The sequence below is a fragment of the Hymenobacter elongatus genome (genome assembly GCF_004745955.1).
In the GTDB taxonomy this organism is placed as follows: domain Bacteria; phylum Bacteroidota; class Bacteroidia; order Cytophagales; family Hymenobacteraceae; genus Hymenobacter; species Hymenobacter elongatus.
Window position 1 is genome coordinate 16,737 of record NZ_SRLD01000013.1, and the last position, 20,856, is coordinate 37,592.

Annotated in this window: 23 protein-coding genes and 1 pseudogene; 17 read left to right on the top strand and 7 right to left on the bottom strand. The window is 58.9% G+C overall.

Annotation, left to right across the window (positions count from 1 at the left end; all coding sequences use genetic code 11):
- Positions 1–508: 508 nt before the first annotated feature.
- The 3 genes and pseudogenes from E5J99_RS21830 to E5J99_RS22035 all read right to left on the bottom strand — a co-directional run.
- Positions 509–703, bottom strand: a complete 195-nt coding sequence (locus E5J99_RS21830; protein ID WP_245318810.1) for a hypothetical protein — start codon at positions 701–703, stop codon at positions 509–511.
- 22 nt (positions 704–725) lie between these two features.
- Positions 726–830, bottom strand: coding sequence for a Uma2 family endonuclease (locus E5J99_RS22030; RefSeq protein ID WP_262712983.1), 105 nt, complete (start codon positions 828–830; stop codon positions 726–728).
- 56 nt (positions 831–886) lie between these two features.
- Positions 887–1,063: pseudogene (locus E5J99_RS22035) on the bottom strand (Uma2 family endonuclease); the annotation flags it as partial.
- A gap of 180 nt (positions 1,064–1,243) precedes the next feature.
- On the opposite strand from E5J99_RS22035, the gene E5J99_RS08205 reads away from it, so the two are divergent.
- The 12 genes from E5J99_RS08205 (at position 1,244) to E5J99_RS08260 (ending at position 10,523) form a co-directional block, all read left to right on the top strand.
- Positions 1,244–1,639, top strand: a complete 396-nt coding sequence (locus E5J99_RS08205; RefSeq protein ID WP_135497239.1) for an NADH-quinone oxidoreductase subunit A — start codon at positions 1,244–1,246, stop codon at positions 1,637–1,639.
- 78 nt (positions 1,640–1,717) lie between these two features.
- Positions 1,718–2,275, top strand: a complete 558-nt coding sequence (locus E5J99_RS08210) for an NADH-quinone oxidoreductase subunit B (RefSeq protein WP_135497240.1) — start codon at positions 1,718–1,720, stop codon at positions 2,273–2,275.
- 87 nt (positions 2,276–2,362) lie between these two features.
- Positions 2,363–2,929 (top strand): NADH-quinone oxidoreductase subunit C, encoded by a 567-nt coding sequence (locus E5J99_RS08215; protein ID WP_135497241.1) that lies wholly within the window; start codon positions 2,363–2,365, stop codon positions 2,927–2,929.
- A 102-nt stretch (positions 2,930–3,031) separates the two neighbouring features.
- Entirely contained in the window at positions 3,032–4,297 is a 1,266-nt protein-coding gene (nuoD, locus tag E5J99_RS08220; protein ID WP_135497242.1) for an NADH dehydrogenase (quinone) subunit D, read from the top strand.
- 13 nt (positions 4,298–4,310) lie between these two features.
- Entirely contained in the window at positions 4,311–4,610 is a 300-nt protein-coding gene (locus tag E5J99_RS08225; RefSeq protein WP_135497243.1) for a nucleotidyltransferase family protein, read from the top strand.
- Positions 4,591–4,944 carry a HepT-like ribonuclease domain-containing protein gene (locus tag E5J99_RS08230; RefSeq protein WP_135497244.1) on the top strand — a complete coding sequence of 118 codons (354 nt, stop codon included), beginning with the start codon at positions 4,591–4,593 and terminating at the stop codon, positions 4,942–4,944. Before E5J99_RS08225 ends, E5J99_RS08230 begins: the two co-directional genes overlap by 20 nt.
- On the top strand, positions 4,944–5,522 hold the full coding sequence (locus tag E5J99_RS08235) for an NADH-quinone oxidoreductase subunit NuoE family protein (protein ID WP_135497245.1): 579 nt from the start codon (positions 4,944–4,946) through the stop codon (positions 5,520–5,522). Before E5J99_RS08230 ends, E5J99_RS08235 begins: the two co-directional genes overlap by 1 nt.
- Before the next feature lie 27 nt (positions 5,523–5,549).
- Positions 5,550–6,890, top strand: coding sequence for an NADH-quinone oxidoreductase subunit NuoF (gene nuoF / locus E5J99_RS08240; protein ID WP_135497246.1), 1,341 nt, complete (start codon positions 5,550–5,552; stop codon positions 6,888–6,890).
- 128 nt (positions 6,891–7,018) lie between these two features.
- Positions 7,019–8,026 carry a 2Fe-2S iron-sulfur cluster-binding protein gene (locus E5J99_RS08245; RefSeq protein WP_135497247.1) on the top strand — a complete coding sequence of 336 codons (1,008 nt, stop codon included), beginning with the start codon at positions 7,019–7,021 and terminating at the stop codon, positions 8,024–8,026.
- A gap of 91 nt (positions 8,027–8,117) precedes the next feature.
- Positions 8,118–9,200 carry an NADH-quinone oxidoreductase subunit NuoH gene (gene nuoH, locus E5J99_RS08250; RefSeq protein WP_135497248.1) on the top strand — a complete coding sequence of 361 codons (1,083 nt, stop codon included), beginning with the start codon at positions 8,118–8,120 and terminating at the stop codon, positions 9,198–9,200.
- A gap of 7 nt (positions 9,201–9,207) precedes the next feature.
- Complete coding sequence (locus tag E5J99_RS08255) at positions 9,208–9,795, top strand: NuoI/complex I 23 kDa subunit family protein (RefSeq protein WP_135497249.1); 588 nt, start codon at positions 9,208–9,210, stop codon at positions 9,793–9,795.
- Between the two features lie 209 nt (positions 9,796–10,004).
- Positions 10,005–10,523, top strand: coding sequence for an NADH-quinone oxidoreductase subunit J family protein (locus E5J99_RS08260; RefSeq protein ID WP_135497250.1), 519 nt, complete (start codon positions 10,005–10,007; stop codon positions 10,521–10,523).
- A gap of 63 nt (positions 10,524–10,586) precedes the next feature.
- On the opposite strand, the gene E5J99_RS08265 is transcribed toward E5J99_RS08260, so the two are convergent.
- Positions 10,587–10,976 carry a hypothetical protein gene (locus tag E5J99_RS08265; RefSeq protein ID WP_210114417.1) on the bottom strand — a complete coding sequence of 130 codons (390 nt, stop codon included), beginning with the start codon at positions 10,974–10,976 and terminating at the stop codon, positions 10,587–10,589.
- A 133-nt stretch (positions 10,977–11,109) separates the two neighbouring features.
- Positions 11,110–11,673, bottom strand: coding sequence for an RNA polymerase sigma factor (locus tag E5J99_RS08270; protein ID WP_135497251.1), 564 nt, complete (start codon positions 11,671–11,673; stop codon positions 11,110–11,112).
- Between the two features lie 421 nt (positions 11,674–12,094).
- Here E5J99_RS08270 and nuoK point away from each other — a divergent pair, with 421 nt between their 5' ends.
- The 5 genes from nuoK (at position 12,095) to E5J99_RS08295 (ending at position 17,842) form a co-directional block, all read left to right on the top strand.
- Positions 12,095–12,427 carry an NADH-quinone oxidoreductase subunit NuoK gene (nuoK, locus tag E5J99_RS08275; protein WP_100339108.1) on the top strand — a complete coding sequence of 111 codons (333 nt, stop codon included), beginning with the start codon at positions 12,095–12,097 and terminating at the stop codon, positions 12,425–12,427.
- Between the two features lie 116 nt (positions 12,428–12,543).
- A complete protein-coding gene (gene nuoL, locus E5J99_RS08280; RefSeq protein ID WP_135497252.1) occupies positions 12,544–14,484 on the top strand; it encodes an NADH-quinone oxidoreductase subunit L in 1,941 nt (646 codons plus the stop codon).
- 3 nt (positions 14,485–14,487) lie between these two features.
- On the top strand, positions 14,488–14,847 hold the full coding sequence (locus E5J99_RS08285) for a superinfection immunity protein (RefSeq protein ID WP_210114423.1): 360 nt from the start codon (positions 14,488–14,490) through the stop codon (positions 14,845–14,847).
- Positions 14,847–16,328 (top strand): complex I subunit 4 family protein, encoded by a 1,482-nt coding sequence (locus E5J99_RS08290; protein WP_135497253.1) that lies wholly within the window; start codon positions 14,847–14,849, stop codon positions 16,326–16,328. Before E5J99_RS08285 ends, E5J99_RS08290 begins: the two co-directional genes overlap by 1 nt.
- A 116-nt stretch (positions 16,329–16,444) precedes the next feature.
- Complete coding sequence (locus E5J99_RS08295; RefSeq protein WP_135497254.1) at positions 16,445–17,842, top strand: NADH-quinone oxidoreductase subunit N; 1,398 nt, start codon at positions 16,445–16,447, stop codon at positions 17,840–17,842.
- A gap of 74 nt (positions 17,843–17,916) precedes the next feature.
- Here E5J99_RS08295 and E5J99_RS08300 read toward each other — a convergent pair whose 3' ends face one another.
- Both E5J99_RS08300 and E5J99_RS08305 read right to left on the bottom strand, forming a co-directional pair.
- Positions 17,917–19,278 (bottom strand): OmpA family protein, encoded by a 1,362-nt coding sequence (locus E5J99_RS08300; RefSeq protein ID WP_135497255.1) that lies wholly within the window; start codon positions 19,276–19,278, stop codon positions 17,917–17,919.
- Positions 19,279–19,857: 579 nt separating this feature from the next.
- Complete coding sequence (locus E5J99_RS08305) at positions 19,858–20,670, bottom strand: ribonuclease H-like domain-containing protein (RefSeq protein ID WP_135497256.1); 813 nt, start codon at positions 20,668–20,670, stop codon at positions 19,858–19,860.
- Between the last annotated feature and the right edge of the window lie 186 nt (positions 20,671–20,856).

Sequence of the window (20,856 nt, forward strand, 5' to 3'; positions counted from 1 at the left end):
TTTTCTGTGCTCATTGATCCTCTAGTGAGACTTTTTGCTGTACTTTCAGCAATATCAGTCCCCCTATATCTATGCTCCGTATTCTTCTTGCTTTACTTCTTCTGAGTTCCACTTCAATATGTTATGGTCAAGCATTTCACTGGCCTGCTAAGTATGCTGTGAAAATTCCGCGGCCGGTGTATCTGCAATTGAAGGAGCAGGTTCAGGTAAAAGAGCATTGGGGGGGTGGCACCTGATATGTTCACATATCTACCTGTATTCAATGTACTCCATCCGACGCAACGCGAATTCACGGACGGTATTTATTATAATGTGGGGAGTGTACATGATTCAGGCAGGTTGTTCATATACCGAAAAGGTAAAACAACTTTCCTACGCAATACCTCTACTGCGGCAATCCTAGCAGACTTTACTGCTTTCATCAAAGCTTATCCTTTACCTGAAGGCACACAAGTTGATTATCTGAACGCAGTAGCCGCCTTCATGAAATTTCTACAAGAAGAGTAGTTTACCCCTCCACCGGTGGCTGGGCTCGCATCGGCGTAATACTGATTTCGTCGTAAATATCAGCCACCCGCAGCGTAATGGCCAACTCTGGGATTTCCAACGTGTCCGTCAGCTCGCCCAGCGGCGTGAATGACCAAACGCCCGTCGGCTCCCGCCGGAACCACTCCACCAGACACGTGTGCTGGGCTACTAGCATAATAGTGCTGCAACGAGGGCAACTACTTGTACTGGTTGAACTTCCAGCTCTGGTCGTGGTCGGCGGTGGACGGCGACAGGATTTCGATGAGCAGCACCGGATGGCGCATGGTGCGCTCCTCGTTCACGTCGTCAGGATGGCTGGTTACCAGTACATCCGGGTAAGTGTGATAGCGCCCGTCGGCTACAGCCAGTGCATCCCCTCGTCGTACACTTTACAGCCCCGGCCCCGTAGCGAGGTGCGCAGGCTGATTACGCAATTCTGCTGGAGAGTATGATGCGTGGCCGAAGCACCCGACATAGCAAAGACTTCGCCCTCGAAATACTCGTGGCGCTGCTCCGAAACTTTTTCCAACGCCTGATACTCTTCTACGGTATAGCGCCAGGTAGGCGCTTAAGGCTGCGACATGGGGCCAAAAGCTAATTTGTCCAAATATACGCCATTCCGCCCCCCACCCTGCCGAACCTTTGTTCCCAACCCGGCAGGACCTACCTTTGCCCTCCAATGCCCGTTTATCCGGGCCTTTAACCGCCGAATCGTATGCTGCTCGCCGTAACCACTAATTACCAGCCGGTTGATTTTCTGCCCATTGTGGTGCAATTCGGTCTCGCCATTGCCTTCGTTGCCTTCGCCATGATTGTGTCTCACCTCGTGGGACCCAAGCGCCAGAGCACCGTGAAGGACTCGTCTTTCGAGTGCGGCATCGAGTCGGTGGGCAACGCCCGCACCCCGATTTCGATTAAATACTTCCTCACCGCCATCCTGTTCGTGCTCTTCGACGTGGAGGTAATCTTCATGTATCCCTGGGCCGTGAACTTTCGCACCCTGGGCTGGGACGGCTTCGTGCAGATGATTGTGTTCCTGACGCTGCTGATGGCGGGCTTCGCCTACGTCATCAAAAAGGGCGTTCTGAAGTGGACCGGCACCCACGCCTAAGCCCATTTCGACCAAACCTTTACCGGTCCGCCGGTGTTCGGAAACAGGGAAACCCTCCCTTCCAAAACGACAAGTCCGATGAGTGATATTCGTGTTCCTGAGATAAAAATAGCTGAGGCTCCCGACGGAGTGGAGGGCGCAGGCTTCTTCGCTACGTCGCTGGAGTCGGTGGTGGGTATGGCCCGCGCCAACTCGCTGTGGCCGCTGCCGTTTGCCACTTCCTGCTGCGGCATCGAGTTCATGGCCACCATGGGCTCCCACTACGACATTTCCCGCTTCGGCTCGGAGCGTCCCTCCTTCTCGCCCCGGCAGGCCGACCTGCTGATGGTGATGGGCACCATTGCCAAGAAGATGGCCCCTATCGTGAAGCAGGTGTACGAGCAGATGGCCGAGCCCCGCTGGGTGCTGGCCATGGGCGCCTGCGCCTGCTCGGGCGGCATCTTCGACTCCTACTCCGTGCTCCAGGGCATCGACCGGATCATTCCCGTCGACGTGTATGTGCCCGGCTGCCCGCCCCGCCCCGAGCAGGTCATCGACGGCCTGATGCGCGTCCAGGACCTGGCCCGCACCGAGTCCATCCGCCGCCGCAACGCGCCCGAGTACCAGGCGCTGCTGGCTTCTTACAACATTAAGTAAGAAGCTAGGAGCTAGAAGTCAGAAGGTAGAATTTGTTCGATCTGACTTCTAGCTCCTAGCTTCTTACTCCTAGCTTCTCCCAAAAGAATGGCTGAAAACACCGAAGAATCGGCTGCCGCGCAGGAAACGGCCGCCATCCAGGACCCGCAGGCGGCTAAGAACGCCCAGCTGCTGGCGCTGCTGCACCGCCTGTTCGGCGCCGACGCGTTTACCGACGTGGAGGAGCCCTACGGCATGCTGACGGCCACCACGACCCGGGAGCGAATCCATGAAATCATAGCCGGCCTGCAGCAGGAAATGGAGCTGCAGCTCCATTTCCTGACCACGATGTGCGGCATCCACTACCCCGAGAACGAGGGTAAGGAGCTGGGCATGGTGTACCACGTGCATAGCCTGGTGAACAACCTGCGGCTGCGCCTCAAGATCTACTTCCCCATTGCCGACCCGACGGTGCCCACGCTCACCGACCTCTACGCTGCGGCCAACTGGATGGAGCGCGAGGCTTACGACTTCTACGGCATCATCTTCACGGGCCACCCCAACCTGATCCGCATCCTGAATGTGGAGGATATGGACTACTACCCCATGCGCCGCGAATACGCGCTGGAGGATGGCACCCGCGAAGACAAAACCGACCTTTTCTTCGGACGCTAACCTTTTAGTACAGAGTAGCGAGTATTGAGTACTTAGTACTCCGAACTGATTTTCAGCTTTTCGTCCTTACTCACTACTCAATACTTCCTACTCACTACTAGAATGGCAGTAAACGACACGCTGGAAGGCACTCGCAAAATAGTCGAATCGGCGCAGGAGCAGCAGCACAACAGCGGCCTGATTCCGACGCTCAACGACTTCAGCCAGGAGCTGACGACCCTGAACCTGGGTCCGACGCACCCGGCCACGCACGGCATTTTTCAGAACATCCTGCAAATGGATGGGGAAAGGATTATTTCGGGCGTGCCCACCATCGGCTACATCCACCGGGCCTTCGAGAAGATTGCCGAGCGCCGGCCCTTCTACCAGATTACGCCCCTGACGGACCGGATGAACTACTGTTCGTCGCCCATCAACAACATGGGCTGGCACATGACGGTAGAGAAGCTGCTCGGCGTGACGGTGCCCAAGCGCGCCCAGTACATGCGCGTTATTGCCATGGAGCTGGCCCGCATCACCGACCATTTGATCTGCAACTCGATTCTGGGCGTGGACACCGGCGCGTTTACCGGCTTTCTGTACGTGTTTCAGGAGCGGGAGAAGGTGTACGAGATTTACGAGGAAATCTGCGGCGCCCGCCTCACCACCAACATGGGCCGCGTGGGCGGCATGGAGCGCGACTTCTCCGATGTGGCCATCCAGAAGCTGCGCGACTGGCTGAAAACCTTCCCGGCCGTGATGAAGGAGTTTGAAACCCTGTTCAACCGCAACCGCATCTTCATGGACCGCGTGGTGAACGTGGGCCCGATTACGGCGGAAAAAGCGCTGAACTACGGCTTCACCGGCCCAAACCTGCGCGCTGCCGGCGTCGACTACGACGTGCGGGTCATGAACCCCTACTCCAGCTACGAGGACTTCGACTTCGAAATTCCTATCGGCACAAAGGGCGACACCTACGACCGGTTCATGGTGCGCAACGAGGAAATCTGGCAGAGCCTGCGCATCATCAACCAGGCCCTGGAAAATCTGCCCGAAGGCCCTTTCCACGCCGATGCGCCGCACTACTACCTGCCCCCCAAGCAGGCCGTGTACCAGAACATGGAGGCCCTGATCTACCACTTCAAAATCATCATGGGGGAGATTGAAGCGCCGGTGGGTGAGGTGTATCACTCCGTGGAAGGCGGCAACGGCGAGCTGGGCTTCTACCTCGTCTCGGACGGCGGCCGCACGCCCTACCGCCTGCACTTCCGCCGCCCCTGCTTCATCTATTACCAGGCTTACCCCGAAATGGTGGTGGGCAGCAGCCTCTCCGACGCCATCGTGACCCTGTCGTCGATGAACGTCATTGCCGGCGAGCTGGACGCGTAATCCGTCTTCTATCATGCACCTCACCGAACAGCAGCTAGAAACCATCCGGACGTTTTTCCGCACGCAGCCCGTGCTGAAGGCTTACCTGTTTGGTTCCTACGCCCGTGGTGAGGCGGATGCCGAAAGCGACGTAGACCTGCTGGTGGACATCGATTACAGCAAATTCAGTCTGAGCTTTTTTAGCATGTATGCCGATTTAGCCCGGATTCTGAATAAGAAAGTAGACATCGTTTCCTCCCGGGGCCTGCATCACCTGTACCGCCCTTTCATTGAAGCCGATAAACGATTGGTGTATGAAAGAGGGTCGAATTGATAGTCGGCAGCGCCTCTTGCACATGCTGGAAGCTATAGCAGAGGTTCAGGGGTTTGTAGCGGGCGTAAGCCGGGCCGAATTTGACCTTGACCACCGGACGCTTTTTGCCTGCGTGCGGGGAGTTGAAATTTTGGGCGAAGCCGCCCGACACGTAGCCGATGAAATTAAAGCGCAGTATCCGGAAATCAATTGGCGTGGCATTGTGGACTTGCGCAACTTTGTAGTTCATCAATACTTCGCCATTGATAATGAGGCCTTGTGGCTCGTTATTCACGACCACCTGCCGGTGTTAAAGCCTCAACTTGAACGAGTGTTACAAGCACTTTCTGTCTAATGGAATCAACAACAAACGCGCCCGTTAAGCCCCGGTTCTCGGCGGCAGCCCAGGCTGAAATAGACCGTATCTGTAAGCAGTACCCCGCCGACCGGCGCAAGTCGGCCATGCTGCCGGTGCTGCACATTGCCCAGTCCGAATTCGGGGGCTGGGTGGCGCCCGAGGTGCAGGATCTGGTGGCCGAGGTGCTGGGCGTGAAGCCCATCGAGGTGTACGAGGTTTCGACCTTCTACACCATGTTCAACCTCAAGCCGGTGGGCAAGCACGTGCTGGAAATCTGCCGCACGGGCCCCTGCCAGCTGCGCGGCTCCGATGAGCTGACCCTGGAGCTGGAGCGCATCACCGGCGCCAAAGTGGGCGAAGGGCCTTCGGCCGACGGGCTGTTCACCCTGAAAGAAGTGGAATGCCTGGCCGCCTGCGGCTTTGCCCCCGTGGTGCAGGTGCGCGAGAAATACTACGAGCAGCTCGATACCGAGGAGTCGGTAGACGCCATGCTCAGCGAGCTGCGCACGATGGTGCACCGCCCCGCCCTGCCCTGGGAGGAAACCGGCCTGCCCAACGCCGTAGCCAACAATTAACCGCCACCAGCTAACCGCTCAGACACTATGGGACGCAAACTGCTGACCGAACATATCAACGTTGAAGGCATCGACACCATTGAGGTATACCGCAAGCACGGCGGCTACCGCTCGGTGGAGAAGGCCATCAAAACCATGACCCCCGACGAGGTGGTGGAAGAGGTGAAGAAGTCGGGCCTGCGGGGCCGCGGCGGCGCCGGCTTCCCCACGGGCCTGAAGTGGAGCTTCCTGGCCAAGCCCGAGGGCGTGCCGCGCTACCTGGTCTGCAATGCCGACGAGTCGGAGCCGGGCACCTTCAAGGACCGGCAGCTGATGTCGAAGCTGCCCCACCTGCTCATCGAGGGTATGATTACGAGCTCCTACGCGCTGGGCGCCAATACCTCGTACATCTACATCCGTGGTGAGCTGCTCTACGTGCTGCGCATCCTGGAAAAGGCCATTGCCGAAGCCTACGCGGCCGGTTTCCTGGGCAAGAACATCCTGGGCTCGGGCTACGACCTCGACCTGTACGTGCACCCCGGTGGCGGCGCCTACATCTGCGGCGAGGAAACCGCGCTGCTGGAAAGCCTGGAAGGCAAGCGCGGCAACCCGCGCAACAAACCGCCGTTTCCGGCCGTGTCGGGCCTTTACGCCCGCCCCACGGTGGTCAACAACGTGGAGTCGATTGCCGCCGTGCCGGTTATCGTGAACGAGGGCGGCGACGAGTACGCCAAAATCGGCATTGGCCGGAGCACCGGTACCAAGCTGATTTCGGCCTGCGGCCACCTCAATAAGCCCGGCATCTACGAAATCGAGATGGGCGTGCCGGTCGAGGAATTCATCTACTCCGATGAGTACTGCGGTGGCATCTGGAAAGGCCGGGAGCTGAAGGCCGTAGTAGCAGGTGGCTCGTCGGTGCCGATTCTGCCCAAAGAGCTGATTCTGAAAACCGCCGCCGGCGAGCCCCGCCTGATGACCTACGAGTCGTTGTCGGATGGTGGGTTCGTGACGGGTACCATGCTGGGTTCGGGCGGCTTCATTGCCATGGACGAAACCACCTGCATCGTGCGCAACACCTGGAATTTCTCCCGCTTCTACCACCACGAGTCGTGCGGGCAGTGCTCGCCCTGCCGCGAGGGTACGGGCTGGCTGGAGAAAATCCTGCACCGCATCGAGCACGGCCACGGCACTGAGCGCGACATCGACGTGCTGGCCAGCGTGGCCAAGCAGATCGAAGGCAACACGATTTGCCCCTTGGGCGAAGCAGCGGCCTGGCCGGTGTCAGCCGCCATCCGCCACTTCCGCGACGAGTTCGAGTGGCACATCCGCCACCCCCAGGAAGCCACCCGCCCCGGCGCCGTGTTTCCCGGCAAAGCAGTGCTGGCCTAGCGGCAATTAAGAATTGAGAATTAAAAATTAAGAATCGACCTCTGCGAACCTCAGCGTTTCCTCTGCGCACCTCTGCGGGAACCGACGTTGAACAACTTCAAAAGGGCCGATTTCTGGACTCTGAACCAATGGCTAAAATAACCTTCGACGGCATCGAGGTGGAAGTTCCGGACGGAACCACCATCCTCAACGCGGCCCGCACCATCGGCGGGGGCATTGTGCCCCCGGCCATGTGCTACTACACGCCGCTGAAAGGCTCGGGCGGCAAGTGCCGCGCCTGCCTCGTGCGCGTGGCGGCCGGCTCGGCCAAAGACCCGCGCCCCATGCCCAAGCTCGTCGCCTCCTGCGTGACGCCGGTGCAGGATGGTATGGTGGTCGAGAATACGACTTCCGAGCAGGTGCTCGACGTGCGCAAGGGCATCGTGGAGATGCTGCTCATCAACCACCCGCTCGACTGCCCCGTGTGCGACCAGGCCGGGGAGTGTGACTTACAGAACTTCGCCTTCGAGCACGGCGTGAGCACCACCCGCTACGAGGAGGAGCGCCGCACCTTCGAGAAAATCGACATCGGGCCGCTGATTCAGCTGCACATGACGCGCTGCATCCTGTGCTACCGCTGCGTGTACACCGCCGACCAGCTCACCGAGGGCCGCATACACGGCGTGCTGGGCCGCGGCGACGCCGCCGAAATCGGCACCTACATCGAGAACATCCTCGACAACGAGTTCAGCGGCAACGTCATCGACGTGTGTCCGGTGGGCGCGCTGACCGATAAAACCTTCCGCTTCAAGCAGCGCGTGTGGTTTACGAAGCCCGTAAACGCCCACCGCGGGTGCGAAAACCCGAAGTGCTGCGGCAAGGTGGTGCTCTGGTACAAGGGCAAGGACGTGATGCGCGTGACGGCCCGCAAGGACCAGTACGGCGAGGTGAAGGAGTGGATCTGCAACACCTGCCGCTTCGACAAGAAGGAAACTGCCGACTGGACCATCGAAGGCCCCGCCCGCATTGACCGTTCCTCGGTCATCTCGGCCAACCACTACGAGCTGCCCGTGCTCAATGCCCAGGTTATTGCCGACCTGCCCGAAAGCTCCGTCCGCGACCTGGAACAGAATCCTCCCATGCGCCTCGGGAATTAGTTTTTAGTTGTTGGTTTTTGGTTTTTGGCTTTGTTCCGACATCCGCCAGTCCAGAGGCCAAAAACCAAAAACCAGAAACCAAAAACCAACCATGATCGAACTACCAACCCTCGGCTGGCAATCCATTGTTATCTTCGTCGTCTTCGCCGTTTCGCTGCTGATTGCGACCTATTGCACTTACGCGGAGCGTGTCATTGCCGCTTTCCTGCAGGACCGCGTGGGCCCGGACCGCGCGGGTCCGCTTGGCCTGCTGCAGCCGCTGGCTGATGCCGTGAAGCTGTTTACCAAGGAAGAATTCTTCCCCGCCGGAGCCAACCGGGCGCTGTTCATTATGGGCCCCTGCCTGGCCATGATTACGGCGCTGATGTCGTCGGCGGTTATTCCGTTCGGCAACGTAATTCAGTTCGGCAACAACGTCTTCAACCTGCAGGGCATCGAAGTCAACATCGGCATGCTGTGGATTTTCGGCATCGTGTCGCTGGGCGTGTATGGCGTGATGATTGGCGGCTGGGCTTCCAACAACAAGTTCTCCCTGCTCGGTGCCATCCGCGCCGGCTCCCAGAACATCAGCTACGAGCTGGCTATGGGCATGTCGCTCATCGCCGTGCTGATGATTTCGGGCACCCTGAGCCTGCGCGACATCACGCTGCAGCAGTCGGTAGCCGGCGAGTGGCACTTCTGGAACATCGTGAAACAGCCCCTGGGCTTCATCATCTTCCTGGTCTGCGCCTTCGCTGAAACCAACCGTACGCCGTTCGATTTGCCCGAGTGCGAAACCGAGCTGGTGGGCGGCTACCACACCGAGTACAGCTCCATGAAAATGGGTCTGTACCTGTTTTCGGAGTACGTAAACGTGTTCGTGGCCTCAGCCGTGATGAGCGTGCTGTACTTCGGCGGCTTCAACTTCCCGTTTCAGTACGAGCTGCGCGACTGGTTCGTGAACAGCCAGGGCTGGGCCCTGACGTCGGCGCAGAACCTGATTTCCGTAGTGGGCCTGCTGGGCCTGTTCGGGAAGATCTTCGCCTTCATCTTCTTCTTCATGTGGATCCGCTGGACCCTGCCCCGCTTCCGCTACGACCAGCTGATGCGTCTGGGCTGGACCATCCTGATTCCGCTGGCCATCTTCAACATCCTGCTCACCGGCGGCCTGATTCTGGGCGGTATCATTAAGTAATCAACCTATGCAGTCCTTAAGCAATAGAGCGAAAAAGCTGGAGGTGAAACCGATGACCCTGGCCGAGCGGGCCTACCTGCCGGCTATCTTCCAGGGCCTGAGCATCACGATGCGCCACTTTTTCCGGGCGGCTACCAAAAAGCAGATTACCATCCGCTACCCCGAGGAGCAGCGCCCCTTCTCCCCCATCTTCCGCGGCCTGCACGTGCTCAAGCGCGACGAAGCCGGCCGGGAGCGGTGCACCGCCTGCGGCCTCTGCGCCGTAGCCTGCCCCGCCGAAGCCATTACGATGGTCGCCGGCGAGCGGAAAAAGGGCGAGGAAGGCCTCTACCGCGAGGAGAAGTACGCCGTCAGCTACGAAATCAACATGCTGCGCTGCATCTTCTGCGGCCTCTGCGAGGAAGCCTGCCCGAAAGCCGCCGTGTACCTGCAAGCCGACAAGATGGCTCCGCCCCGCTTCGAGCGCGACGAGTTCATCTACGGCAAGGACCGCCTCGTGGAGCCCACTGCCCCCGACGCCCGCTCCGCCCGCGGCATCCAGCTGACGCCCGAGCAGGCCGCCGCCCTGGCCCAGCGCATGGCCCAGTCAGCCTAAACCACACCTGCCATCCTGAGCAAAGCGAAGGACCTTCCTCTTTTCGCACTGAAAAACTCCTTTTAATGCTTAGCGTCTTTTACCGTTCGCTCGGAAAAGGCTTTGCTCATCGAAAGGCCCTCGCAGATAACGAAGAGGAAGGTCCTTCGCTCTGCTCAGGATGACAGACGATTTTTTTGCACCTCTCACGTTCGCGCTACTTTCCGCCAATGGCCTCTTCCTCCCTGTTTTTCTTCCTGTCGTTCGTGGCGCTTTTTGCGGCGCTGGGCGTGGTGCTGGCCAAAAACCCGGTGCACAGCGTGCTGTTCCTGATCCTGACGTTCTTCTCGCTCTCGGGGCACTACCTGATTCTGAACGCGCAGTTCCTGGCCGCCGTCAACATCATCGTGTACGCCGGGGCCATTATGGTGCTGTTCCTGTTCGTGATTATGTTCCTGAACCTGAACGCCGACACCGAGCCCCACAAGCCCCTGCTGGCCAAGGTAGCCGCGGCCGTAGCCGGGGGCTCACTGCTACTGGTGCTGGTAGCCGCCCTGCGCGACGTGCAGCCCGGCACCACCTACAACGCCGCCGTCTTCGACTCGCAGATTGGGATGGTCAGCCAGCTAGGTATGGTTCTCTACACGAAGTACCTGCTGCCCTTCGAGCTGGCCTCGGTGCTGTTCCTGGCCGCTATGGTCGGCGCCGTGATGCTGGGCAAGCGCGAAACCGGGGAGCGGAACTTCTAGGATTTGGCAGCTTCTTAAGCAACGAAAGCGGCGTCTGAAGCATCAGGCGCCGCTTTTCATTTGCTACTCAGCCGGCGCGTTTAACGCCGTTTCGGCGGGCTGCCGGCGCATCCAGGGCGGGCTGCAGCTGGTGCGCATTTTCTGGCGGAATTGTTCCTGCTCCTCCGGCGTCATGCCGGCCAGGCGGGATTCCATCTGTTGCTTCCAGTCGTTTTTATGCTGCTGCCACTTGCGGCTGAAGCCGGGCCGGGCCCCGCCGCCGCGGAAGCCGGTGAGCAGGCGGGTGAGCAGCAGCAGGCCGATGGTCTGCCAGAAGGTGAGCACGGGGCCGTTAAAAAGATCGGGCACGAGCCAGTTCCACAGCCGCATCGTGACGAAGCCCATGACGGCGACGAACAGCAGGCCGAGGAGAATGAATTTGAGGACGCGAAGCGGCCAGAGGGTACGGTTCATGAGTTTAATGTGCTGATGTGGAAATGTGCTGATCTGCTAATGTGCTCTTGGGTGCGTTGTTGAAATTCAGTACCCGTTTGTTTTCGGCGACTTTCGAACAGCACATGAGCACATTAATCATTAGCCCATTGAGTTAGTCCGTGAACAGGTTGTTGTACAAGACTTGCAGGCGTTGGCGCAGGTGCTGCACGGCGTAGTGCTTGCGCGAAATCAGGGTTTTGAGCGGCACCCCGGTTTCGGCGGCCAGCTCCTTGAAAGTCTTGCCCTCCAGCTCGTGCCACACGAATACGTCGCGCTGGTTTTTGGGCAATTCGTCGAGGGCTTCGGCCAGGGCTTCCATGAGGGTTTCGCGGAGCAGCCGGTTTTCGGGAGCATCGTCGGCGGCGGGCAGCACGTCGGCCAGCAGCAGGGCACCTTCCTCGTTGTCGTCGGCGTAGCGGAGCATTTCCTCCTCCAGCGAGGCCGTCTTCTTTTTGCGGTAGAGGTCGGTGATACGGTTGCGGGCCACGCGAAACAGCCAGGAGGCCACTTTTTCCACGGGTTTGAGCATCCGGTAGCTTTCGACCAGTTCCCCGAACACATCCTGCAGGATGTCCTCGGCGTCGGCGGGGTCGGGCACGCGGCGGCGGATGAAGGCCAGCAGCCGGCCGCGCTGTTCCTGCACGGCGGCTTGAATCTGCTGGTCCTGTCCTCTCATCGAGCCTAGGGGTAAGGCGTTTAATGCAAGTGCTTCCATTCTGAACAAGCAGACGCGGCAGGCGGAAAATTACTTTATCGGGAGCAGAAAATTTTGGTAGGCCCATAATCAGCAACCATAAGAACGTCATGCCGAGCGCAGCCGAGGCATCTCGCGTGCTGACGTTGGGTTACCAACTCAACGAAGCGAGCGAGATGCCTCGGCTGCGCTCGGCATAACAATACCGTTTTCGCAGCGCCTGTACTACACTGTTGCACACCACCGAATTTTGCGCCATTCCTTACGATTCCTCCCATCAGCAGCCAGCCGGGCACAACTGTACTTTTCCCTGTGGTTTTCCCGATTGTCTGGCTACCTTTGCCAGCTAATTCACCCCGGCGGCCCTTCAGCCGGGCTTTGCCTTGTCCGCTGACCCCACTGCATGGAACAGACCATTCCGGAAGTCATTCGCACCGTCCCGCTGGAGTATTACATCTACTTCGCCACGGCGCTATTTGCCATCGGTGTTACGGGCGTGCTTACCCGACGCAATGCCATCATCATCTTTATGTGCGTCGAGCTGATGCTCAACGCGGTGAACGTGCTGCTGACGGCCTTCTCGGCTTACCGCTCCGACCCCAACGGCCAGATTTTCGTGTTTTTCATCATGGCCGTAGCCGCCGCCGAAGTCTCGGTCGGGCTGGGCATCATCGTGATGATCTACCGCAACTTCCAGAATACCGACGTCAATCTGCTTAACCGCCTTAAGTGGTAACCCCTCCCCCAACCCCTCCCCAAAAGGGAGGGGCTTTAGCTTTAGCTTTTAAAAGCTAGATGCTAGAGCCCCTCCCTTTTGGGGAGGGGTTGGGGAGGGGTTCCAGCATACTCTCTATGCAAGAAACTGTAATCCCCGCGGCCAGCGCCCCTTATTCCACGCTGCTGTACGTCCTGATTCCGCTGCTGCCGTTCCTGGGTTTCCTGATCAACGGGCTGCTCAACAAGAAGCTCTCCGGCACGGTGGCCGGGGCCATTGGTAGCCTCACGGTGCTGGGCTCGTTCCTGATTTCGGTGTATTTGTTCAGCACCTTTCAGTACCAGTACACGGTGCACCTGTTCGACTGGATTTCGGTCGGCTCGATGCAGATTCCCTTCTCCTACCAGATCGACCAGCTGAGCCTGATCATGCTGCTGCTGGTTACGGGCGTGGGCTTCCTGATTCACGTCTACAGCATCGGCTACATGCACCACGATGAGAACGTGGGCAAGTTCTTCGCCTTCCTGAACCTGTTCGTGTTCAGCATGCTGGTGCTGGTGCTGGGGGCCAACTTCGTGATTCTGTTCATCGGCTGGGAAGGCGTGGGGCTGTGCTCCTACCTGCTCATCGGCTTCTGGAATAAGGACCACGCCAACAACAACGCCGCCAAGAAAGCCTTCATCATCAACCGCGTCGGCGACCTGGGCTTCCTGCTGGGCATCTTCCTGATCTACCTCACCTTCGACTCGGTGCAGTACGCCGAGGTGTTCCAGAAAGCCTCGACGATGCAGATCGGGACGGGCGTGCTGACGGCCATTACGCTGCTGCTGTTTGTGGGCGCGATGGGTAAGTCGGCCCAGCTACCGCTCTACACCTGGCTGCCCGACGCCATGGCCGGTCCCACCCCGGTTTCGGCCCTGATTCACGCCGCCACGATGGTCACGGCCGGTATCTACATGGTGCTGCGCGCCAACGTGCTCTTCACCCTGGCCCCCGACACGCTGAGCGTCATTGCCTGGATTGGCGGCATCACCGCCCTGTTTGCCGCCACCATCGGCCTGGCCCAGAACGACATTAAGAAAGTGCTGGCCTACTCCACGGTTTCCCAGCTCGGCTACATGTTCCTGGCGCTGGGCGTCATGGGCTACAGCACTTCCCTGTTTCACGTGCTGACCCACGCTTTCTTCAAAGCGCTGATGTTCCTGGGCGCGGGCTCGGTGATTCACGCCATGAGCAACGAGCAGGACATTCGCCGCATGGGCGGCCTGCGCAAAGCCCTGCCGATTACGTTCCTGACCTTCCTCATCGGTTGCCTGGCCATTTCGGGCATTCCGCCGTTTTCGGGCTTCTTTTCCAAAGACGAAATCCTGGAGCACGTTTTCCAGCACAATAAGATTCTGTGGGGCATGGGCCTGCTCACGGCTTTCCTGACGGCCTTCTACATGTTCCGCCTGTTGTTCCTGACCTTCTTCGGCGAGTTCCGCGGCACCGAGGCGCAGAAGCACCACCTGCACGAGTCGCCGGCCAGCATGACGCTGCCGCTGATTGTGCTGGCCATCCTGGCGGCCGTGGGCGGCTTTATGGGTGCGCCGATGTTCGTGGGCAAGCACTACCTGGCCGACTACCTTGCCCCGCTCTTCACCTACTCCCAGCGCCTGAACCCCGAGGCCTTTGCCGGCGAGCTGGACCACGGCACCGAGCTGCTGCTCATCGGCCTGTCGGTAGCCGCCGGGGTGCTGGGCATCCTGCTGGCCTACGTGCAGTACGTGAGCCGCAAGGTGCGCCCGGCAGAAGACGCCGCCCAGCGCTCGGCCCCCGAAAGCCTAGTCTACCACAAATATTACATCGACGAGCTATATAACGCCCTGTTCGTGCGCCCCGTCATGTGGCTCTCGACCGGCCTGTACCGCTTCGTGGAGCAGGGCCTCATCGACCCGATTGTAAACGGCTTCGGCCGCGTCACGCTCGGCGGCGGGCAGCTGCTGCGCTACGTGCAAACCGGCTTCGTCGGCCTCTACCTGATTCTGATGGTCGTCGGCATCGTGCTGATTCTGGCGCTGAACCTGGGCCGGCTGTAATATATGAATGACACCTCATCCTACTTACTGGAGAATATGAGCGCCGGCGGAATACCCCTGCTACTGCTCGGTATTCCCGCAGTGTTCCTGGTGTTTTTTATTCCTTCAATTATTGCCCGTCACCGTTCCGACTTCTCAACAATCCTCCTGATCAACGTAGTGGCTGGCTGGTCAATCATTGGTTGGGTCGCCGCTTTGTATCTCGCCCTGCGCAAAAACTCTACTACTCTCTCTTCAACTGCTTCGGCTGGGCCTTCTACCTTTTCGGTAGCTGATGAAATAGCCAAGCTCCGGGACCTACGTGAACAAGGCGTACTTACCCCGGCGGAATTCGAGCGTCAAAAGAACAACCTGATTAGCTAATGCTGACTGTCTTTCTCCTACTCTTTCCCGTCGCGGCGGCGCTGCTGCTGCACTTTGCTAAAGGCAATGCGGCGCGTGTGCTGGCCCTCGGCGCGGCTCTTCTCGAATTCGCCGTGGCGGTGTTTGCTGCCGTGTCGGCTTCGCTGAACATGGCGCCCGGCCACAGTGCGGCGGCCTACTCGGTGTTCTCGGTCAACATTCCCTGGATAGCCTCGGCCGGCATCAACTTCCACGTCGGCATGGATGGCCTCAGCCTGCTGATGGTGCTGCTCACCACGTTTCTGGTGCCGCTCATCATTCTGGCCTCCTTCCGCCACGACTACCCCAACGCTTCGGCCTTCTACGCCCTGATCCTGTTTATGCAGACCGGCCTGATCGGCGTATTCGTGTCGCTGGATGCCTTCCTGTTCTACTTCTTCTGGGAGGTGGCCCTGATTCCGATTTACTTCATTGCCGGCGTGTGGGGCGGGGAACGGCGTATTCAGGTCACGTTCAAGTTTTTCCTCTACACCATCATCGGCTCGCTGTTTATGCTGGCCGCCTTCGTGTACCTCTACTTCCAGACCGACATCAACAATGCCGGACTCACCTCCGACATCGATGCCTTCTATAACCTGACGCTGACGGCCTCGCAGCAGGCCTGGGTGTTCTGGCTCATCTTCATTGCCTTCGCCGTGAAGATGCCGATTTTCCCCTTCCACACCTGGCAGCCAGATACTTATACCGAAAGCCCCGTGCCGGCTACCATGCTGCTCTCGGGCATCATGCTGAAAATGGGTATCTATGGTACGCTGCGCTGGCTGCTGCCCATTGTGCCGCTCGGCACCAGCCAGTGGGGCAAAGTGGTCATGATTCTGGCCGTTATCGGCATTATCTACGGCGCTATCATCGCCATCCGTCAGCGCGACATGAAGCGGCTCATTGCCTATTCGTCCCTCTCCCACGTGGGGCTAATGGCGGCGGGCGTATTTTCCCTCACCTTCATCGGGTTGCAGGGAGCCGTTATTCAGATGCTGGCGCACGGCGTAAACGTGGTGGGCATGTTCTTCATTGCCGACATCATCCAGCGCCGCACCGGCACCCGCGACATCTCCGAGCTGGGCGGCCTGACGCGCAACACGCCGCTGCTGTCGGTGTGCTTTCTGGTGCTGCTGCTCGGCACCGTGGCGCTGCCGCTTACCAATGGCTTCGTGGGTGAATTCCTGCTGCTGGCCGGCGTGTATCAATACAACATGTGGCTGGGTGCCGTAGCCGGCATCACCATTATTCTGGCTGCCGTGTACTTGCTGCGCATGTTCCAGCGCGTGATGCTGGGCCCCGAAACCTCCTTCACCGCTTCTATCCAGGATCTGACTGGCTCCGAGCTGGCCGTGCTGGTGCCGCTGATAGTGCTCGTGTTCTGGATCGGCCTGTTTCCCAATATGTTCCTGCGCATCTCGGAGCCGGCGGTGCTCCAGATTCTGACGCTGGTCAACCGCTAAAAACCCCTCCCCAACCCCTCCCCAAAAGGGAGGGGCTTAGATTACTAATCTAACGCCCTAATTCGTCTGGTTCCCCTCCCTTTTGGGGAGGGGCCGGGGGAGGGGTCACCCAGAACATGACTTCTATCATTCTGCTCTCCGTTCTCGGCATCATTAACCTGTTCTTCGGGTTTCTGCGCTCCAACAAAATCCTGCTGCCGGCGGCAATGGTCATTCTGGCCCTCGTGTTTGGCGCTAACCTGCTCGACTGGAATGCGGCTTCACAGTCGTACTTCAGCGACATGCTCACCATCGACCGGTACTCGGTGGCCTTCACCGCCATTATGGTCCTGACGACGCTGCTGCTGATTCCCTTCTCCCAGAAATACGTGCGCGACGGCGAGGAAAACCTGGCCGAATACTACTCGCTGCTCCTCTTCTCGCTCGTGGGTGCCATCATGATGGTGAGCTACGACAACCTGCTGATGCTGTTCGTGGGCATCGAAATCCTGAGCGTGTCGATGTATGTGCTGGCCGGCTCCGATAAGCGCAACGTGCGCTCCAACGAAGCGGCCCTGAAGTATTTTCTGATGGGCTCGTTTGCCACCGGCATTCTGCTTTTCGGCATTGCCCTGGTCTACGGCGCTACCGGCACCTTCCAGCTTACCCAGATCAACGCGGGCATCGTGAATCCGGCCAATGCCTCGCTGCAGCCCATGCTCTACATTGGCATGCTGCTGATGTTCATCGGTATCAGCTTCAAAGTATCGGCGGCACCCTTCCATTATTGGACGCCGGATGTGTACGAGGGCACACCTACCTTCTTCACGGCTTTCATGAGTACAGTGGTAAAAACGGCAGGTTTCGCGGCCTTCTTTAAGCTGCTCATGGCCGCTTTCTTCGCCGCCAAAGGCTTCTGGATTCCCACCATCATGGCCATCACCGTGCTGACGCTGCTGATCGGCAACGTGGGAGCCGTGGCTCAGACCAGCATCAAGCGGATGCTGGCCTACTCCAGTATTTCGCACGCCGGCTACCTCTTCATTGGCCTGGTGGCTGTGAATGGCAAGCTCTCGGCGAATGGTCTTTTCTTCTATTCCCTGGCCTATTCGGTGGCTACCATTGCTGCCTTCGCCGTGCTCAAGCTGGTTTCCGACCAGCGCCAGCGCGAAGACTATGCGGGTTTCAACGGCCTGGCCAAAACCAATCCGCTGCTGGCTTTCGTGATGACGGTAGCCATGCTTTCCTTAGCTGGTATTCCTCTCACGGGCGGTTTCTTCGGCAAGTTCTTCATCTTCGGCGCAGCCATCGACCGGGGCTACATTGGCCTGATCGTATTTGCCGTCGTCATGTCGATGGTTAGTATCTACTACTACCTGCGCCCGGTTATCGCCATGTATATGCGCCCCGCCGAGGACGACAGCACCACGCCTATCGTGGTCGGCGGCTTTCAGTCGGCCGTGCTGGTGCTGCTGGCGCTCCTTACCGTGGTACTGGGCCTGCTGCCCGGCTTGTTGAGCGACGTGTTCCAGTAAGATTTCCTGCGTAGCTATCCACAAAAAGAGCGGCCCATAAGCCGCTCTTTTTGCGTTGTAAACCCTGGGCAACCTTACTTTTCCGTTACCCGGATACTGATTCGCCGATTGAGCGAACGGCCGACGGGCGTAGCGTTACTAGCTACCCCGTGCTTGCCGCCGTAGCCTTTGGCCTCCAGCCGATTGAGCGTGATGCCCATACCCGCCAGCTCCGACATGGCCGCATTCGCGCGGGCCTCGCTCAGCTTTAGGTTGGAAAGTACGTTGCCGGTGGTGTCGGTGTAGCCGCCAATTTTGACGTGGGCTGCCGGAAAGCTTTTCAGAATGCTGGCCACATTGCGCAGCTGCTGGCGCGATTCATCCGTGAGGGAGGCTTTCTTGGTATCGAAATACACCCGGTCGAAATTGATCCAGCCCTTGGTGCGGTTGACGGGGTCTACTTGCACTGCCGGGTCGGCTAGAAACGTGTACAGCTGGTTTTCAGTAGAGTTCACCCCTACCGTCTGGCTAGTGCCATCGACCATCATCAGCGTAATGGCGCGCCCGGGGTCGTAGATGTAGGCATCACGCGCAGCATCGTAATGACCACCTGCGGTGGCCGTCATGGCATTGGCGGCCGGAGCCTCGGGCGCGGTGGCTGTCAGGCCCAGAGAAGCGGCAACGGGAGTTACCGTCGCACCCGTACTGGTTTGGGTGCGCATAAAAAAGTACTCCGCCGCCGCACCCAGCACGACCAACGCCAGTACCCATATCCAGCGGGAAGCGCCGGTGGTACGGGCGGGCGCAGGCATGGGTGGAGCGGGCGAGCTATAGGCGTGGCCCCCGCCTACCGTAGCCCAGGTGCCTCCGGTGCTCAACCCAGCTCCAACTTCTGCATCTGACTCGGCAGCGACTTCCGGGCGTACCTTAGCCGGCCCCACCGGCTCATGGTTGAAAGGCAACGTGCTACTGCCGGGCAGCATCGTTTCCAGTACTTGGGCCCGCTGGCTTTTCAGGAAAGCCAGCAGCTCTTCCGGATTCATATCGCGCTGGGCGGCATCAATGGCCAGCCGGTGCAACACGGCCTGGGCCACGATGGCCAGCAGGGTTTCCACCGACGAGGGTTTGATGGCCGTCGTGTTGGCGACGCGGGCCACGGTAGCGCCGTAGGCCTCGCCCAGCAGGGCCCGCATCAGGTCGGAGCGCCGCTGTAGCGTATCGGCGGTCAGCAGGTTGGGAAGCACGCCCGATTCGCCGGCTTCGTGCGTGAGAGTCCACAGGGCTTCGGGCCCACCCGGCCGCTCGGCGCGACTCATGAAACTACTGAGAATAAGAGGAGTAATTTTTACCAAAGCCTTCCGCACCCCCTCCTCACTCTCGCCCACCACTACGCTGGTCTGGCTTACGGTGTTACCCGTAAAGTACGTTTCGACTTCTTCCAGTAGGTTCTGTTGCATAACTGAAGAATTTTGACGTGTACGATAGATGATAATACTAATTTTTATTTGAATAAGTATAATCAAAGACCTCACAAAATTCCGGCTTAGCCCTACTAGTGCTGCTTATTGGGCGCCCCATAGCCTCCAAAACAGCACAGCCAGCTCCTAAGCAGGAAGCTGGCTGTGCAACCAAAAGGCAGAGATAGAGTGGGTTCGGGGCTTATTATTCTGATTTTTGTGTCATTCCGAGCGAAGTCGAGGAATCTTGCGTGCAACAGTAATCAGACTACTGCTGCGGAAGAGATGCTTCGACTGCGGGAACGTCAGATCAAGCAGGACAGAATCAACTTTTGAGCATTCCCAACACGCTCGTAGATGAAGCTAGAGAAGCCGTGCATCGTAGCTTCTGTCGCGTGGAGGAAGCGACGAGTCGTACCTGACAAGCAGCAGTTGGCGCTGATCTGGAGTATTGAACTAGACGATGTAGCCAGCAAGTAAAAAGAACGTCCTGTCGAGCAGTGCGAGATATCTCGCGTTGCTCGACAGGACGTTCTAGAAAGGAAAAACACCTCCCCAAATGCTTGTTTTGGGCCACGCCTACACTGAGCGCATCACGCCGACTGCCGGCCACGGGGTGTACGTTACCTGCACCGTGGGCCACAGATCTTTCTGTCCGCTAAAATGCAGCAGGACGCGGGCAGTAGTTTCTACGTCTTTCTGGCAGTAGGTCACGATGCGGCCCAGATCCTGATCTTCCCAGTACACCTGCCCGACCTGAGAGCCGTTGATGTCGTTTTTGGGTGATGGAATGCCGAAAAGTCCCGCCAACAGCGCCAGGGAAATGAAGCCTTTGTTGTCGCCGAACTTCCACATATCCATCGTATCGAGCAGATGCGGCAGGTCCCAGGGCTTGTAGGTGGCAATGTTGAGCATCGGCGGCAGCGGAATGCCACAGATCAGCATCCGCCGGCCCAGGTAGCCATAATCAAACTCGCGCCCGTTGTGGGCACACAGGAAATAACCTTTTTCGCGCTGGGTGGTAGAGCCCGGCAGCTTGGTTCCGAAGGGGGCCCGCTCGCCCAGCAGCCCGGCGAACCCGCGCAGCACTTCGCACTCGTCATCATCGGCAAACGACTTCACCCGAAACTCCAGCGTTTCGTCGGGCAGCAGGCGAAAATAGCCAACGGAGATGCACACAATTTTGCCAAACTCGGCGTAGAGCCCGGCATTGGCAAACAGCGCGTCATGCGTCTGGCCCTCGGCTACTTCCTTGTGGTGCCGCTTGCCGCAGAATGTGTTCCAGAGTGCCTGGTGTTCGGGCGGCAGATCGGCGTGGCATTTCTGGCCCGGTACGGTTTCGATATCAACGATAAAAACGCGGGTTAATTCGACGTGACGCAGGGCATTCATAAGCAGCAGGGAGCAGACTGAGTACCGAAGATAGGCTTTTCAACTGCTCAGCTGCGCATGATGGTTGCCTTTTTCTGCATCCAGCTACCGACTACTCCTTACCACGCCCCACTCCAAGTGGCCAGCAGCAGCGGGCGGGCGAGGCAATGCGAACAACCCGGCCCCGCGCGGCCGGGTGCGATGCCG